This is a genomic window from Bradyrhizobium sp. ISRA442 (assembly GCF_038085055.1).
In the GTDB taxonomy this organism is placed as follows: domain Bacteria; phylum Pseudomonadota; class Alphaproteobacteria; order Rhizobiales; family Xanthobacteraceae; genus Bradyrhizobium.
Window position 1 is genome coordinate 640,995 of sequence record NZ_JALGCN010000002.1, and the last position, 14,471, is coordinate 655,465.

Annotated in this window: 13 protein-coding genes; 5 read left to right on the forward strand and 8 right to left on the reverse strand. The window is 65.3% G+C overall.

The window, feature by feature from the left end; translation table 11 throughout:
* Positions 1-174: 174 nt before the first annotated feature.
* Positions 175-3,060 carry a pyruvate, phosphate dikinase gene (gene ppdK, locus MTR72_RS06095; RefSeq protein ID WP_280965430.1) on the reverse strand — a complete coding sequence of 962 codons (2,886 nt, stop codon included), beginning with the start codon at positions 3,058-3,060 and terminating at the stop codon, positions 175-177.
* 96 nt (positions 3,061-3,156) lie between these two features.
* Entirely contained in the window at positions 3,157-3,312 is a 156-nt protein-coding gene (locus MTR72_RS06100) for a DUF3096 domain-containing protein (protein ID WP_018648785.1), read from the reverse strand.
* A 240-nt stretch (positions 3,313-3,552) separates the two neighbouring features.
* Here MTR72_RS06100 and MTR72_RS06105 point away from each other — a divergent pair, with 240 nt between their 5' ends.
* Positions 3,553-3,897 carry a DUF1236 domain-containing protein gene (locus MTR72_RS06105; RefSeq protein WP_280965431.1) on the forward strand — a complete coding sequence of 115 codons (345 nt, stop codon included), beginning with the start codon at positions 3,553-3,555 and terminating at the stop codon, positions 3,895-3,897.
* Positions 3,898-4,138: 241 nt separating this feature from the next.
* On the opposite strand, the gene glyS is transcribed toward MTR72_RS06105, so the two are convergent.
* The 6 genes from glyS to MTR72_RS06135 form a co-directional block, all read right to left on the reverse strand.
* The gene (glyS, locus tag MTR72_RS06110) at positions 4,139-6,238 is read right to left on the reverse strand and encodes a glycine--tRNA ligase subunit beta (protein WP_280965432.1); all 2,100 of its coding nucleotides are present in this window, start codon (positions 6,236-6,238) and stop codon (positions 4,139-4,141) included.
* Complete coding sequence (locus MTR72_RS06115; RefSeq protein WP_280965433.1) at positions 6,238-7,176, reverse strand: glycine--tRNA ligase subunit alpha; 939 nt, start codon at positions 7,174-7,176, stop codon at positions 6,238-6,240. Before MTR72_RS06115 ends, glyS begins: the two co-directional genes overlap by 1 nt.
* A gap of 220 nt (positions 7,177-7,396) precedes the next feature.
* On the reverse strand, positions 7,397-7,588 hold the full coding sequence (locus MTR72_RS06120) for a hypothetical protein (protein ID WP_280971048.1): 192 nt from the start codon (positions 7,586-7,588) through the stop codon (positions 7,397-7,399).
* A 106-nt stretch (positions 7,589-7,694) separates the two neighbouring features.
* Positions 7,695-8,603: a S49 family peptidase gene (locus MTR72_RS06125; protein ID WP_280965434.1), complete on the reverse strand. Its 909-nt coding sequence runs from the start codon at positions 8,601-8,603 to the stop codon at positions 7,695-7,697.
* A 741-nt stretch (positions 8,604-9,344) separates the two neighbouring features.
* Entirely contained in the window at positions 9,345-10,112 is a 768-nt protein-coding gene (locus MTR72_RS06130) for a tRNA1(Val) (adenine(37)-N6)-methyltransferase (protein ID WP_280965435.1), read from the reverse strand.
* Positions 10,105-10,332 carry a putative signal transducing protein gene (locus MTR72_RS06135; protein WP_280965436.1) on the reverse strand — a complete coding sequence of 76 codons (228 nt, stop codon included), beginning with the start codon at positions 10,330-10,332 and terminating at the stop codon, positions 10,105-10,107. The genes MTR72_RS06130 and MTR72_RS06135 overlap by 8 nt, the downstream gene beginning before the upstream one ends.
* Positions 10,333-10,462: 130 nt before the next feature.
* Between MTR72_RS06135 and MTR72_RS06140 the strand changes: the two genes are divergently transcribed.
* The 4 genes from MTR72_RS06140 (at position 10,463) to MTR72_RS06155 (ending at position 14,450) form a co-directional block, all read left to right on the forward strand.
* A complete protein-coding gene (locus MTR72_RS06140; protein WP_280965437.1) occupies positions 10,463-11,470 on the forward strand; it encodes a polyprenyl synthetase family protein in 1,008 nt (335 codons plus the stop codon).
* 456 nt (positions 11,471-11,926) lie between these two features.
* Positions 11,927-12,442 (forward strand): winged helix-turn-helix transcriptional regulator, encoded by a 516-nt coding sequence (locus MTR72_RS06145; protein ID WP_280965438.1) that lies wholly within the window; start codon positions 11,927-11,929, stop codon positions 12,440-12,442.
* A 1-nt stretch (position 12,443) separates the two neighbouring features.
* Entirely contained in the window at positions 12,444-13,706 is a 1,263-nt protein-coding gene (gene fabF / locus MTR72_RS06150; RefSeq protein ID WP_280965439.1) for a beta-ketoacyl-ACP synthase II, read from the forward strand.
* A gap of 111 nt (positions 13,707-13,817) precedes the next feature.
* Positions 13,818-14,450 carry a LysE family translocator gene (locus MTR72_RS06155; RefSeq protein ID WP_280965440.1) on the forward strand — a complete coding sequence of 211 codons (633 nt, stop codon included), beginning with the start codon at positions 13,818-13,820 and terminating at the stop codon, positions 14,448-14,450.
* Positions 14,451-14,471 lie beyond the last annotated feature (21 nt).

Below are 14,471 nucleotides of genomic sequence, written 5' to 3' on the forward strand. Positions count from 1 at the left end.
ATCCCTGAGCGGTCTCTGGAATACTGGATCGCCCGCCGTCGCGGGCGATGACAGTGAGTATGGGACGTGCACCCTCCCTAATCTCGTCATTGCGATGTGGCGGCGAGCAGGACTCGAAATGAAAGAGGCGGGGACTGGCCCCGCCTCTGTCGCATTTGAAGTTTCAGTCTTCGCTCACGCCTGGCTCGCAATCTCCTTGCCGAGCGCGGCCTGCGCGCCAGCGAGGCGGGCGATCGGCACGCGATAGGGCGAGCAGGAAACGTAGTCGAGACCGACCGCGTGGCAGAACGCGACGGAGGCGGGATCGCCGCCGTGCTCGCCGCAGATGCCCATCTTGAGCGAGGCCCGCGTCTTGCGGCCGCGTGCGACGCCGATCTTGACGAGCTCGCCGACGCCTTCCTGGTCGAGCGAGATGAAGGGGTCGATCTGCAGAATGCCCTTCGTCACGTAAGGCCCGAGGAAGCTCGCGGCGTCGTCGCGGCTGATGCCGTAGGTGGTCTGGGTGAGATCGTTGGTGCCGAAGGAGAAGAACTCGGCGCTCTCCGCGATCTCACCGGCGATCAGGCAGGCGCGCGGCAGCTCGATCATGGTGCCGACCTGATAGGCGAGCTTGGTGTTGGCGTCGCGCATCACGGACTGTGCGGTCGCATCGATCCGCGCCTTGACGAGGTCAAGCTCGGCCTTGGTCGCGATCAGCGGCACCATCACCTCGAGACCGACGGCCTTGCCGGTGCGCTTCTGCGCCTCGACTGCCGCCTCGAAGATCGCGCGCGCCTGCATCTCGGCGATCTCCGGATAGGCGATCGCGATACGGCAGCCACGGAAGCCGAGCATCGGATTGAACTCCGACAGCTCGCGCGCGCGGTCAGCCAGGCGCCGCGGATCGGTGTTCATGGCACGCGCCACTTCCTCGATCTCGGCGTGGGTGTGCGGCAGGAACTCGTGCAGCGGCGGATCAAGCAGACGAATCGTGACGGGCAGGCCCTTCATGATCTCGAACAGCTCGACGAAGTCGGCGCGCTGCATCGGCAGGAGCTTGGCGAGCGCGGCGCGGCGCGACTGCTCATCCTCGGAGAGGATCATCTCGCGCACCGTGCGGATGCGCGTCTCCTCGAAGAACATGTGCTCGGTGCGGCACAGGCCGATGCCCTGCGCGCCGAACTTGAGCGCAGTACGCGCGTCCTCCGGCGTATCGGCATTGACGCGCACGCCGATCTTGCGGACCTGGTCGGCCCAGGTCATCAGCGTGCCGAACTCGCCGGACAGCTCCGGCTCGATCATCGGCATGCGGCCGGCCAGCACCTGGCCGAGCGAGCCGTCGATGGTGATGACGTCGCCGGTCTTGAAGGTGCGCGAACCGACACTCATGGTGCCGCGGCCGTAATCGACGCGGATGGTGCCGCAGCCGGAGACGCAGGGCTTGCCCATGCCGCGCGCGACCACCGCGGCATGCGAGGTCATGCCGCCGCGCGTGGTCAAGATGCCTTCGGCGGCGTGCATGCCGTGGATGTCTTCGGGGCTGGTCTCGATGCGAACCAGGATGACCTTGTGCCCGTCGGCCTGGAGCTTGGCCGCTTCATCCGAGGAGAACACGATCTCGCCGGAGGCAGCACCCGGCGAAGCCGGCAGGCCGGTCGCGATCACGTCGCGCTTGGCGTTGGGATCTATGGTCGGATGCAGGAGCTGGTCGAGCGACGCCGGATCGATCCGGGTCACCGCTTCCTTCTTGGAGATCAGGCCTTCATTGGCGAGCTCGACCGCAATGCGCAGCGCCGCCTTGGCGGTGCGCTTGCCGCCGCGGGTCTGGAGCATCCAGAGCTTGCCCTGCTCGACCGTGAACTCCATGTCCTGCATGTCGCGGTAGTGCTTCTCGAGCAGCGTATAGAAGCGCGTCAGCTCCTTGAAGGCCTCCGGCATCGCCGTCTCCATCGAAGGCTTGTCGGAGCCGGATTCCTGGCGCGCCTGCTCGGTGATGTCCTGCGGCGTGCGGATGCCCGCCACCACGTCCTCGCCTTGCGCGTTGATCAGGAACTCGCCGTAGAGCTTGCTCTCGCCGGTCGAGGGGTTGCGCGTGAACGCGACGCCGGTCGCCGACGTCTCGCCCATGTTGCCGAACACCATGGCCTGCACGTTGACAGCGGTGCCCCAGGATTCCGGAATGTCGTGCAGCTTGCGGTATGTCACCGCGCGCGCGTTCATCCAGGAGGAAAACACCGCGCCGATGGCTCCCCAGAGCTGATCGTGCGGATCCTGCGGGAAATCCCGGCCGATTTCGCGCGCGACCGCGTCCTTGTATTTGCCGACCAGATCGACCCAGTCCTCGGCGGACAGGTCAGTATCGAGCGAGTAGCCCTGGCTGTCCTTGAAGGTGTCGAGGATCTCCTCGAAGTGATGATGTTCGAAGCCGAGCACCACGTCGGAATACATGGTGATGAAGCGGCGATAGCTGTCGTAGGCGAAGCGGCGATCGCCCGACAGTTCGGCCAGCGCTTCCACGGTCTCGTCGTTGAGGCCGAGATTGAGCACGGTATCCATCATGCCCGGCATCGAGGCGCGCGCGCCGGAGCGCACGGAGACGAGTAGCGGGTTCTTGGCATCGCCGAAGATCTTGCCGGTCAATTTGCCGACATAGTCGAGCGCCTTCTCAACCTGCGCTTTCAATTCCTTCGGATAGGTCTTGCCGTGTGCGTAGAAGTAGGTGCAGACCGAGGTCGGGATGGTGAAGCCGGGAGGCACTGGCAGGCCGAGATTGGCCATTTCGGCGAGGTTGGCGCCCTTGCCGCCGAGCAGGTCGCGCATCTCGGCCTTGCCCTCAGCCTTGCCGTCACCGAACGTGAAGACCCACTTGCCGGCCTTGACCGCGCTGGGCGCCGGCTTCGCAGCCACCTTGGGGGCCGCCGGCTTGGTCGCGGCCTTCGCGGCCACCTTGGCAGCCGGCTTCACGACCCGCTTTGTAGCGCTCTTCGGAAGTGCTTTGCGGGCTGGCGGGGCGGCTTTCGCCTTGGCATAGGACTTTGATTTCGCTGGCATTTTCTTAGGCTTCGAGGCGGCTTTGGCCATGGCTTGCAAACAACCTGCGAGAGGGAAGGGAAATCGCGGGCCTTACACCATTTTGGGCCGGCCCGCGCAAGTCGAACAGTTCCGGAAAATGAACGCCTAGAGGTGGAGCCACTTCAGGAGCCCGAGTCCGATCGCGCCATTCACGATAAGGAAGATCGCGACGATCAGGTTGAGAAGCCGCGGCATGATCAGGATGAGCACGCCCGCAATCAACGACAGGATCGGCGAAATGTGGGCGACGGTGATGTGCATGAATGATCTTTCTGTGGCGTGGGACGTGACGCGAATCGCGGGCGGATCATAGCCGGGCGGGTTCCGCGAGTCCGGGAGTAGAGACGCGTTGAGACCTCTGCAGGTTCCCGCCTTCGCGAAAATCGCCCGAAATTGCCGCGAATGCGGCGGTGTTTTTGTCGGAACATTGCAAAGGCGCATGCATTGGCCACCAGTCGCGCTCCTTGCGCTTCCGAAAATATCACGTCGAAGGAGTTGTCCATGCGGAACAGGATTCTTGCTCTTGCAGCGCTCGCGGCCGCGGTCGGCTCGCCCGTCGCGGCGCAGGCGCAAACGGTGGGACGCGCTCCCGCCGTGGTCGATAGCGCCCCGACCATTGCGGTCGAGCAGCGGCCGGCCTTCCGCGCATATGTCACCGAGCAGCGCGTGCCGACCTTCACCGTGCCCGATCGCATCGTGGTCGGTGCCACCTTACCTGAAAGCGGTGTGACCTATTATGACGTCCCGCAACGTTTCGGCGCGACGACCTACCGCTACACCGTCGTGAACGGCGAGACCGTGCTGGTCGAACCACGCTCGCGGCGCATCGTCGAGGTGTTGGACTAGCAACCTTCGATTCGATGTCCGGCGCGCCGACCGAGATTGGCGCGAGCAGTGTTAACGCGGACATCAGGCCCTGCTCGGTCCTCCCCCCGCCGGGCGGGGCTTTTTTGCGCTCTCGTGTCCCGGGCAAGCGAAGCGCAGACCCGGGACCCAGGAGTCGAGCGCACGGTGCGTGGGCCCGGATCAGCAGCGCATCACGCCGCGAAGCGCGCGGCGCGCTGCGCAGCATCCGGGGAACGAGAGCTCAATCCTGGATCTTCGAGAAGTCCGCGACCGCACGCGTGGCGCTGCGGATTTCGTTGAGCAGCCTCAGACGGTTCTCGCGCACTTTCGGATCGTCGTCGTTGACGCGGACCTTGTCGAAGAAGGCATCGACCGGCGGACGCAGCTTCGCCATCGCGCTCATCGCGGCGGCAAAGTCTTCCTTCGCAACGGCGCTGCTTGCTTCCGTCTTCACCTCGTCGATCGCCTTGGCCAGCGCCTTCTCCTCGCCGAGGCTGTAGAGCGCCGCATCGGGCGCGCCGTCGAACGTGCGCTTGTCCTTCTTCTCCTCGATCGCGAGGATGTTGCTGGCACGCTTGGTGCCGGCGAGCAGGTTCTTGCCGTCGTCGGTATCGAGGAACTTGCCGAGCGCGTCGACACGGCGAATGATCATCAGGAGATCATCCTGGCCGCCAAGCGCAAACACGGCGTCGACTAGATCGTGCCGCGCGCCCTGCTCGCGGAGCTGGACCTTGAGGCGGTCGGCGAAGAAGGCGAGCAGATCACTCGGGAGCTTCTGCGCGTCGGCCGACTTGACCGACAAACCGGCATGCGCGGACGCCGCCACGTTCAACAGCGAGAGGCGCAGCGTATTCTCCGCGATCAACCGGATCACGCCCAGCGCAGCGCGGCGCAGCGCGTAAGGGTCCTTGCTTCCCGTCGGCTTTTCGTCGATCGCCCAGAAGCCGACGAGCGTATCGAGCTTGTCGGCGAGCGCGACAGCGACGCTGACCGGATCGGTCGGCACGTGATCGGCGGGCCCTTGCGGCTTGTAGTGCTCTTCGCAGGCCGCGGCGACGGAGGCGTCCTCGCCTTGCGCCAGCGCGTAGTACTTGCCCATCAGGCCCTGCACTTCCGGGAATTCGCCGACGACTTCGGTCAGCAGATCCGCCTTGGCGAGATGCGCGGCGCGCTTGGCCTTGGCGACGTCGGCGCCGACCAGCGGCGCAACCTCCGCTGTCAAACGCTCGATGCGCTTGATGCGCTCAGCCTGCGTACCGAGCTTCTCGTGGAACACGATTTGCTCGAACTTCGGCAGCCGGTCCTCGAGCTTGGTCTTCAGGTCGGTCTCGTAGAAGAACTTCGCGTCCGACAGGCGCGCGCGGATCACGCGCTCGTTGCCGGCGATGATGGTCTTGCCGCCGTCGGTCGCCTCTATATTGGCGACCAGGATGAACTTGTTGGCGAGTTTTCCGGTCTTCGGGTCTCTGACCACGAAACATTTTTGGTTGTTGCGGATGGTGGCGCGGATCACTTCCGCAGGCGTCGCCAAAAATTCCTGATCGAACGAGCCCATCAGCACGACCGGCCACTCGACGAGGCCCGCGACCTCGTCGAGCAGGTTCTGGTCCTCGACCAGTTCGAACCCTTGCGCGAAGGCAAGCTGCTTGGCGTCGGTCAAGATCGCGTCCTTGCGCCGCTCGGGGTCGAGCACGACCTTGGCGTTCAAGAGCTTGGCTTCGTAGTCCTCGAAGCGGCGCACGGGAATCGCAGCGGGCGCTAGGAAGCGATGGCCGTAGGTGGTGCTGCCGGCCTCGATGCCATTCACTGAGAAGTTTACGACATCAGGCTCTTCGGTCTCGAGCCCGAACGTCGCGGTGATCGCGTGCAACGGACGCACCCAGTTGAGCGCGCCTGATTTGGCCGAACGCGCGCCCCAGCGCATCGATTTCGGCCAGGGGAAGGTGCGGATGATCACCGGCAGGATCTCGGCGAGCACGTCGATCGCGGCGCGGCCGGGCTTCTCGATCAGCGCGATGTAGAAGTCGCCCTTTTTGTCGCTCTGGATTTTTGCTTCGCTGAGTGAAGCAAGGCCCGTGGCTTTCAGGAATCCCTGGATCGCGGGCTCGGGTCCGCCGACGCGCGGACCGCGGCGCTCTTCCTTGAGGTCGGGCTGGCGCGCGGGAACGCCGTGCACGGTCAGCGCAAGGCGGCGCGGCGTCGCGAACGCCCTTGCGCCCTCATAGACGAGGCCTTCGGCAACGAGCCTATCGGTGACCATGCGGCGCAGATCGTCGGCCGCCTTCGCCTGCATGCGCGCGGGAATTTCTTCGGAGAACAGTTCAAGCAACAAATCGGGCATCAGGCCGCTCCACCGGCTTCGGTGTGCATCCAGGCTTCGCCGCAGGCCTTTGCCAATTCGCGCACCCGGAAGATGTAGCTCTGCCGCTCCGTCACTGAGATCACGCCGCGCGCATCGAGCAGGTTGAAGACATGGCTCGCCTTGATGCACTGGTCATAGGCGGGCAGCGCCATCAGGTGCTGCTTGCTGTTGCCGCCTTCGCGCCAGCCGGCGGCGAGATATTTCTTGCAGGCCTCCTCGGCCATCTTGAACTGTTCGAACAGCATCGCCGTGTCGGCATATTCGAAGTTATGCCGCGAATATTCCTGCTCGGCCTGGAGGAAGACGTCGCCGTAGGTGACCTTGTCGGCGCCCTCGCGGCCGTTGAAGTTGAGGTCATAGACGCGGTCGACCCCCTGCACATACATCGCGAGGCGCTCGAGCCCGTAGGTGAGTTCGCCGGCCACCGGCGCGCATTCGAAGCCCGCGACCTGCTGGAAGTAGGTGAACTGCGACACTTCCATCCCGTCGCACCAGCACTCCCAGCCGAGGCCCCAGGCGCCCAGCGTCGGGCTCTCCCAGTCGTCCTCGACGAAGCGGATGTCGTGCACGGCGGAATTGATGCCGATCGCGGCGAGCGACTTCAGGTACAGCTCCTGAAGATTCGGCGGCGACGGCTTCATGATCACCTGGAACTGGTAGTAGTGCTGCATCCGGTTCGGATTCTCGCCGTAGCGGCCATCCTTGGGCCGGCGCGAGGGCTGCACATAGGCCGCGTTCCAGGGTTTTGGCCCCAGCGCCCGCAGCGTGGTCGCCGGATGGAAGGTGCCCGCGCCCATCTCCATGTCGTAAGGCTGCAGGATCACGCAGCCCTGCTCGGCCCAGAATCGCTGGAGCGCGAGGATGAAGCCCTGGAACGAACGTTCCGGGCGCATATGGGCGGGCAATGAGGCGTCCATCGTCAGATCGGGCTCTCGCGGGGGTTTTGAATCGCGCGGGACCGTATCGACGGCAGGGATGGGAATCAAGGCAAAGGGCCTGTAAAGCAGCCAAAGCCACCGTCATTCCGGGACGATACGACGGGACCGCGAAAGCGGCCTGGAGCATCGAACCCGGAATCTGGGGATTCTGGGGGCGCCCTTCGGGCGCCCCAGAATGATGTCGTGTGAAAAAGCGCAGCTAACCCGGGCGATACGCTCCGGTCACGGGGTCACGCTTCAGCGTCTGTATTTCCCCCATGCGAGCGGCTTCGGCGACGCGCGACAGGCGCATCTCCTCCAGCTCCTCGTTGATCCGGATGGCGGTCTTGTAGGCCCAGCGGACCACGGCAAGCCCGCCCAAGACGCCCGCGAAAGCGACGAACGGCGGCATCGGTCGATCCTTGTTCAATGCTCAGCCCCCATGCACATTCTTGCGCAGACGGGCCGGCACCGCAATTGGTTCGCTGCGGACCAAATGGCGCGGGCCGACGAAACCTCTAGAACCCGAATTTCGCCCAAATCGCCCTGGTTTCCAGCGCCGAAATCAGTTCGTCCGGCAGCCCCGCCACCGATTCCATGGCCGAAAGCTGGCCTGCGCCCGGCGATTTCCGCCCCAGAAGGCCGGAGAGCAGCCCGGTCGGCTGCGCGATCACGGGGGTGAGAACCTTCTCGCCGTAACGGGCACGAAGAGTTGAGCGGAGATCGCCGATGCCGTCGGCCAGTCCCAGCGCGATCGCGCTTTCGCCGGCCCAGTATTCGCCGGTGAACAGGGTATCGTCCGCACCCTTCAGCCGCGCGCCGCGGCTTCCCTTCACCAGCGCGATGAAGATGTCGTGGATCTCGCGCTGAATCGATTTGAGCCGCGCCACGTCATCGGGGTTTTCCGGGAGGAACGGATCGAGCATCGCCTTGTGCGCGCCGGCGGTGTAGAGGCGCCGCTCGATGCCGAGCCGCTTGATCGCCTCCTGGAAGCCGAAGCTGCCGCCGACCACGCCGATCGAGCCGAGGATCGAGGAGGGATCGCAGAAGATCTCGTCGCCCGCGCAGGCGATCATGTAGCCGCCGGAGGCCGCGACGTCCTCGACGAACACCAGCACCGGCAGCTTCTTCTCCGCCGCGAGCTGCTTGATGCGCAAGAATATCTGGCGCGACTGCACCGGCGAGCCGCCGGGCGAATTGATCACCAGCGCCACCGCCTTGGCATTGCGATACGCGAAGGCGCGCTCCAGCACCCGGGCAACGCCGGCGAGCGTCATGCCCGGACGCAGCGGCGTCACCGCGCCGATAACGCCCGACAGCCGCACCACCGGTACGACCGCCGCACCGGGGCGAAAGCGCGCCGGCAGATATTGCATCAGTTTGTCGGCAAGGCCCGAGCCCCCGCGATCATTCAATTGCTCGGCCATGCCGTTACCTCACAGTCCTCTGTACCGAACAATAGTGATCGGCTTGTCCTGCCGGACATCCGGTCGACGGTGGGGTTCCGTTGGCATGTCGATGTCGGCATCCTCGGCGTCCTCAGCCCCGCAATCGGCAGGCTGCAGGGGCTGATAGCAGATGGTTTCGAAGCCGGAAAGAGAAGCAGGTCCCAGCAAGGACAGGGAATGCCGCGTCCGGACCAGGATCGGGCAGCAGCAGAGGACCCGTCCGCCCATCACCGAAGGTGACGCGCGCATAATTTGCGGAGCGTGAGGTATCAGCCGCTATTGTGAAAACGCCTCGTCTTCCGAGAACAGCGTTTCGGAGGCGGCATGACTCGATCTCCTCACAAGCTGCGTGATCGATCAACATTGGTGCAACCCGCCGCTGCCGGAGTTCACGCCCTTACGCGCTGACCGGCTTACAGCGGACTTCACCATGTTCTGATGCGGCTCGAACGGCGGAGCAAATCGTCCTGAACCGAAACGACATTGCTTCATCTTTCGCCCCGCGCGTTACCTCACATTAACCCTTCCTTATCACGCGACTGTCATTGGAGGTGCCTGGAACGTGTTTTGCAAAGCAGCCGTTGGGAGGCTGGAATGAAACAGCGGAGACAAACACCATGAAAATCTATCTGCTGTTGATGCTGATCGGTGCACTTTTCACGGCGATTCGCTTCACGTCCCCGCAGGAACAGCAGTCGGAATCGCTTCCGCAGTAAGCTTTCAGGACGCTGCCAGCGGCAGGACCGCCCTGCCTTCGAGAATCTCCTTCACCTCATTTTTGGGCACGGCTGACGCTTCGTTAAGCATGAGGCCGGGCAGCAGTTGGGTCGGCGCCTTGCCCCCTTTGACTGCACGCACCAGCACACGGATCGCAGGCCGTCCTGCCTCGCCATGAACGGGCAGGACGGACAAGCTGCCGAAGCCGCGTGACAGCGCTGCCAGCACCTCCGCAATCCCATCCGCACGCCAGATCAAGGTAAGCGCGCCACCCGACTTGAGGATGCGTCGCGCCGCATGCACCCACGCATGCAGCGTTTCGTCAGTGGCCACATGCGCGGTGTGGCGCGCCTGATCCGGCGAGCCGCGATGCCGCGCCGGATCGTTGAAGGGCGGGTTCATCAGCACCACGTCGGTGCTGTCGGGCGAAAGCCCGTTCGCAGCGAAGGCTGACGCATCCGCCGTGACGTCGAGCACGATCGCATCGGCGGAAATCGCGTTCGTCGCTGCATTGGCGCGCGCGAGTTCCGCCTGCTCCGGATCGATCTCGACCAGACTGAGCCTAATTCCGGGGACGCGCCGGGCGAGCGCAAGCCCGGCCGCGCCAACGCCGGCGCCGAGATCGACCACCCGCTCGCCGGCCTCGGCTCGCGTCGCAGCCGCAAGCAGAATGGCGTCATGCCCGGCGCGGTGGCCGGACCGTTTCTGCCTCAGCCGCAACTGCCCGCCGAGAAAGGCGTCCTCGGTGATATCTGCAATGGCCTCAGTCATCGCCGCGCAATTCGTGACGGAGCCCGGCTTCGGTCAGGAGCTGCCGCGCCTCCCGGGCATCCTCCTCGTGGACCAGGATCCGGCGCGGCAGGATGCCGAGCGAGCCCTCGATGATGCTCATGTTCTGGTCCAGCACCAGATGATGGATGTTCGCGCCGTCGAGCAGCGCGCCGATCGCCGACACCAGCACCAAATCGTTGGTCCGAACCAGTTCGCGCAAAACGAGCCTCCTGCCTGAAAGGGGGTAAGCGGCCAATGTCAATGGTTCCGCGGCACTTGCCGCATCCGCCGGCAGTTTCTATTGTCTTTCCATCAGAATAGCCCCTCCGGGGCAAATATTGGAGACCGGCGTGGCCGTCATCGTACCTTTCGAAACCCCCGGCGCGTCGATCGAAGAGCTGGTTGCCCTTGTCGCCCCCGACATGGAGCGCGTCAACGCGACGATACTGTCGCGAACCGGCTCCGAGGTGACCATGATCCCGGAGGTAGCCAACCACCTGATCTCCTCCGGAGGAAAACGCCTGCGGCCGATGCTGACGCTCGCCATGGCCAACCTCGCCGGCTACACCGGCGATGGCCACATCAAGCTAGCCGCCTCCGTCGAGTTCATGCACACCGCGACCCTGCTCCACGACGACGTCGTCGACGAGAGCGAGATGCGGCGCGGCAAGCTGTCGGCGCGCATGCTCTGGGGCAACGAGGCAAGCGTCCTGGTCGGCGACTTCCTGCTGGGCCAGGCCTTTCGCATGATGGTGGAGGTCGGCTCGCTCCGGGCGCTCGACATCCTCTCCGCGGCCGCCGCGACCATCGCCGAGGGCGAGGTGATGCAGCTTGCCGCCGCCAAGAATACCGCAACCACCGAGGACGAATATCTTGCCGTGATCCGCGGCAAGACGGCCGAGCTGTTCGCGGCCGCCTGCGAGGTCGGGCCGGTGATCGCCAACCGCCCGAAGGCGGAGCAGACAGCCTGCCGCTCGGTCGGCATGAATCTCGGCATCGCCTTCCAGCTCGTCGATGACGTGCTCGACTATGGCGGCAAAAGCGCCAAGCTCGGCAAGAACATCGGCGACGATTTCCGCGAAGGCAAGATCACGCTGCCGGTGGTGCTCGCCTTCCGCCGCGGCAATGATAGTGAGCGCGCGTTCTGGGTACGCGCGCTCGAGCGCGGCGAGATCGGCGACGCCGACCTCGACCACGCCATCGGCCTGATGAACAAGCACCGCGCGCTCGAGGATACGCTGAGCCGCGCCCAGCACTACGGCGCCATGGCGGTGGACGCGCTCGCTCTGTTCCCGTCCTCGCCGATGAAGAGTGCGCTGGAGCAGGTCGTCGCGTTCTGCCTGGCGCGATCGCACTAGCTCACGTTTCGGCACACAGCCCGCTTCATACTCGGTGTCGTCCCGGCCGAGTGCGCAGTTGCGCACTAGGCCGGGACGACGCCGCTGAGATAGCACCGCTTCTGCATCAACATCGTCATTGCGAGCGCAGCGAAGCAATCCAGTCTGTCCGCGCGGTAAGACTCTGGATTGCTTCGCTGCGCTCGCAATGACGGAGGATCACCATTCAGTCTCGTGTCCTGGACGCGCTGCAATGCCCCTTTAGCGTTGCAGCGCAGAGCCGGGACTCACGCAACACGCGCGACAATCGGCAACATGGGCCCCGGCTCTGCAGCGCATCGCCAAAGAAGCGCTGCGCTGCGTCCGAGGCACGAGAGCGGCAAACGCCTGCCGCACATCTCTATTCGCTCCACCCGCGATCTGATGCTATCGGTTAAGTTACTTGCATTTTGAAAGTTACCCCTCTAGCATGCTCCGATGCAGCCCAAATCCCCCTCCATCCTCGAATGCCCGGTGGGTCGCGCCGTGGAAACGGTCGGCGAATGGTGGAGCATCCTGATCCTGCGGGATGCGTTTCAGGGCGCGACGCGCTTCGACGAGTTTTCGCAAAGTCTCGGGATCGCGCCGAACATCCTGTCGCGGCGCCTCGCCCATCTCACCGAGACCGGCATGTTCATCCGCCGCCGCTACAGCGAGCGTCCGCCGCGCTACGAATATGTCCTGACACCGAAGGCGCGGGATTTCTTCCCGGTGATCGTGGCGCTGCTCGCCTGGGGCAATAAGCATCTCGCGCCGAAGGGCGAGGCGATCGTGCTGGCGAGCAGGGACGACATTCGCCCGCTCGATCCGGTCGTCGTCGACGCCGCCAACATGCATCCGATCACGCTGGCCAATGCGGTCGTCATTCCCGGCCCGCGCGCGAGCCGCGGGATGCGGCAGCGGCTCGCCTCACTCAGGGCCATGAACCCGGCCGTCGCGCCGGCTGGAGACTGACATGCGTCGTATCGTCGTGACGGGAATGGGAGCGGTGTCGCCGCTCGGCTGCGGTGTCGAACTGTCCTGGCGCCGGCTGCTCGCCGGACGCAGCGGGCTGCGTGTTCTGCCCGAGTGGTCGCAGCCGCTGCCGGCGCGCATCGCCGGACTGGTGCCCGACAAGACCGACGACATCGAAGGCGGCTTCGACCCCGCACAGGCGGCAGCGCAGAAGGATCAGCGCAAGATGGACCGCTTCATCCTGTTCGCACTGCTCGCCGCCGCAGAGGCAGTCGCGCAGGCCAGATGGACGCCGCAGGACGCGGCGGCGCTGGAGCGGACCGCGACGATCATCGCCTCCGGTGTCGGCGGATTTCCGGCGATGGTGGAAGCGGCGCGCACTACCGACCAGCGCGGCGTGCGCCGGCTGTCGCCGTTCACCATCCCCTCGTTTCTGGCCAATCTCGCCGCCGGTCACGTCTCGATCAAACACGGCTACAGGGGACCGCTGGGGACGCCGGTCACGGCCTGCGCCGCCGGTGTGCAGGCGATCGGTGATGCCGCGCGCATGATCCGCGCGGGCGAGGCCGACGTCGCGATCTGCGGCGGCACTGAGGCCTGCATCGATCTCGTCAGTCTCGGCGGCTTCGCGGCCGCCCGCGCCCTGTCGAGCCGCTTCAACGATGAGCCCGCGCGGGCCTCCCGCCCGTTCGATCGCGACCGCGACGGCTTTGTCATGGGCGAAGGCGCCGGCATCCTGGTGATCGAGGAGCTGGATCATGCCCTCGCCCGCGGCGCTGCACCGATCGCCGAGATCGTCGGATATGGCACGACGGCGGACGCCTATCACATGACGTCGGGTCCGCCCGATGGCGACGGCGCCCGCCGCGCCATGGAGATCGCGCTGCGTCAGGCGCGGCTGGAGCCGGCCGATCTGCAGCACCTGAATGCGCATGCAACGTCGACGCCGGCCGGCGACGAGAGCGAGCTTGCCGCCATCGGCGCACTGTTCGGCCGCGACCGCAGCATTGCGGTGAGCGCGACGAAATCGGCCACCGGTCATCTGCTCGGCGCCGCCGGAGGGCTGGAGGCGATCTTCACCATCCTCGCCTTGCGCGACCAGACCGCTCCGCCGACACTCAATCTCGAAAGCCCCGATCCAGGGGCCGAGGGCATCGACATCGTGGCGGGGGCGGCACGATCGATGCCGATGGCGTACGCCATCTCCAACGGGTTCGGCTTCGGCGGTGTCAATGCCAGCGTGATCTTCCGGCAGATGGGCTAGACGATCTCGTCAGGACCGCAAGATCACGACGATCCTCCGCTTGCGTGCGGTCGAACTTGTTGGCAAGCAGGTGAGCGGCGAGCCTACTCTCGAAGCATGGATCCGCGCGCAATGAGTGAAACGAGTTTCTGGCTGTTTCTGGCGGCCGCTATCGTCATTGCCGCCGTGCCCGGCCCCGGCATCTTCTACGTCGCGGCACGAACCTTGTCGGAAGGGCGTGCGAGCGGCTTCGCATCGACGGCGGGCACCGCGCTGGGCGGGATGGTTCACGTGGTGGCGGGCAGCCTCGGCATCTCCGCGATCATCCTTGCGAGCGCCGAGCTGTTTGCCGTGGTGAAATTCGTCGGCGCGTTATATCTGGTGTGGCTCGGCATCCGCACATTTCGCGGCGCCGGCCGCGCACTTTCGCTGGAGAGCGAGGCCGTCGGCGAGAGGCGCGCCTTTCGCGACGGCATGCTGGTCGAGGCGCTGAACCCGAAGACCGCAGCGTTCTTCCTCGCCTTCGTTCCGCAGTTCCTCAATCCCTTGGGATCGAGCCTCACGCTGCAATTCATCATGCTCGGCGCGATCTCGGTGGCGCTGAACACGCTAGCCGATGTCGTCGTCGTGCTGATGGCATCCGCAACACGCAGGCACCTGATCGGCCGGCCGCATCTGATGCGGCGCCTCACGCAAGGCTCCGGCGTCTTCATCGCGGGCCTCGGCCTTTCGCTCGCGCTGGCGCGGCGGCCGGTGCATAGCTAGCGCAACCGGTCAGAGAGGATC

Excerpts from the sequence above, each read along its gene's own strand:
- MTR72_RS06100 (WP_018648785.1), bottom strand. The coding sequence starts at position 3,312 with ATGCACATCACCGTCGCCCACATTTCGCCGATCCTGTCGTTGATTGCG.
- ppdK (WP_280965430.1), bottom strand. The coding sequence starts at position 3,060 with ATGGCCAAAGCCGCCTCGAAGCCTAAGAAAATGCCAGCGAAATCAAAG.
- glyS (WP_280965432.1), bottom strand. The coding sequence starts at position 6,238 with ATGCCCGATTTGTTGCTTGAACTGTTCTCCGAAGAAATTCCCGCGCGC.
- MTR72_RS06155 (WP_280965440.1), top strand. The coding sequence starts at position 13,818 with ATGAGTGAAACGAGTTTCTGGCTGTTTCTGGCGGCCGCTATCGTCATT.
- MTR72_RS06145 (WP_280965438.1), top strand. The coding sequence starts at position 11,927 with ATGCAGCCCAAATCCCCCTCCATCCTCGAATGCCCGGTGGGTCGCGCC.
- MTR72_RS06130 (WP_280965435.1), bottom strand. The coding sequence starts at position 10,112 with ATGACTGAGGCCATTGCAGATATCACCGAGGACGCCTTTCTCGGCGGG.
- MTR72_RS06120 (WP_280971048.1), bottom strand. The coding sequence starts at position 7,588 with ATGCCGCCGTTCGTCGCTTTCGCGGGCGTCTTGGGCGGGCTTGCCGTG.
- MTR72_RS06105 (WP_280965431.1), top strand. The coding sequence starts at position 3,553 with ATGCGGAACAGGATTCTTGCTCTTGCAGCGCTCGCGGCCGCGGTCGGC.
- MTR72_RS06115 (WP_280965433.1), bottom strand. The coding sequence starts at position 7,176 with ATGGACGCCTCATTGCCCGCCCATATGCGCCCGGAACGTTCGTTCCAG.
- MTR72_RS06125 (WP_280965434.1), bottom strand. The coding sequence starts at position 8,603 with ATGGCCGAGCAATTGAATGATCGCGGGGGCTCGGGCCTTGCCGACAAA.
- fabF (WP_280965439.1), top strand. The coding sequence starts at position 12,444 with ATGCGTCGTATCGTCGTGACGGGAATGGGAGCGGTGTCGCCGCTCGGC.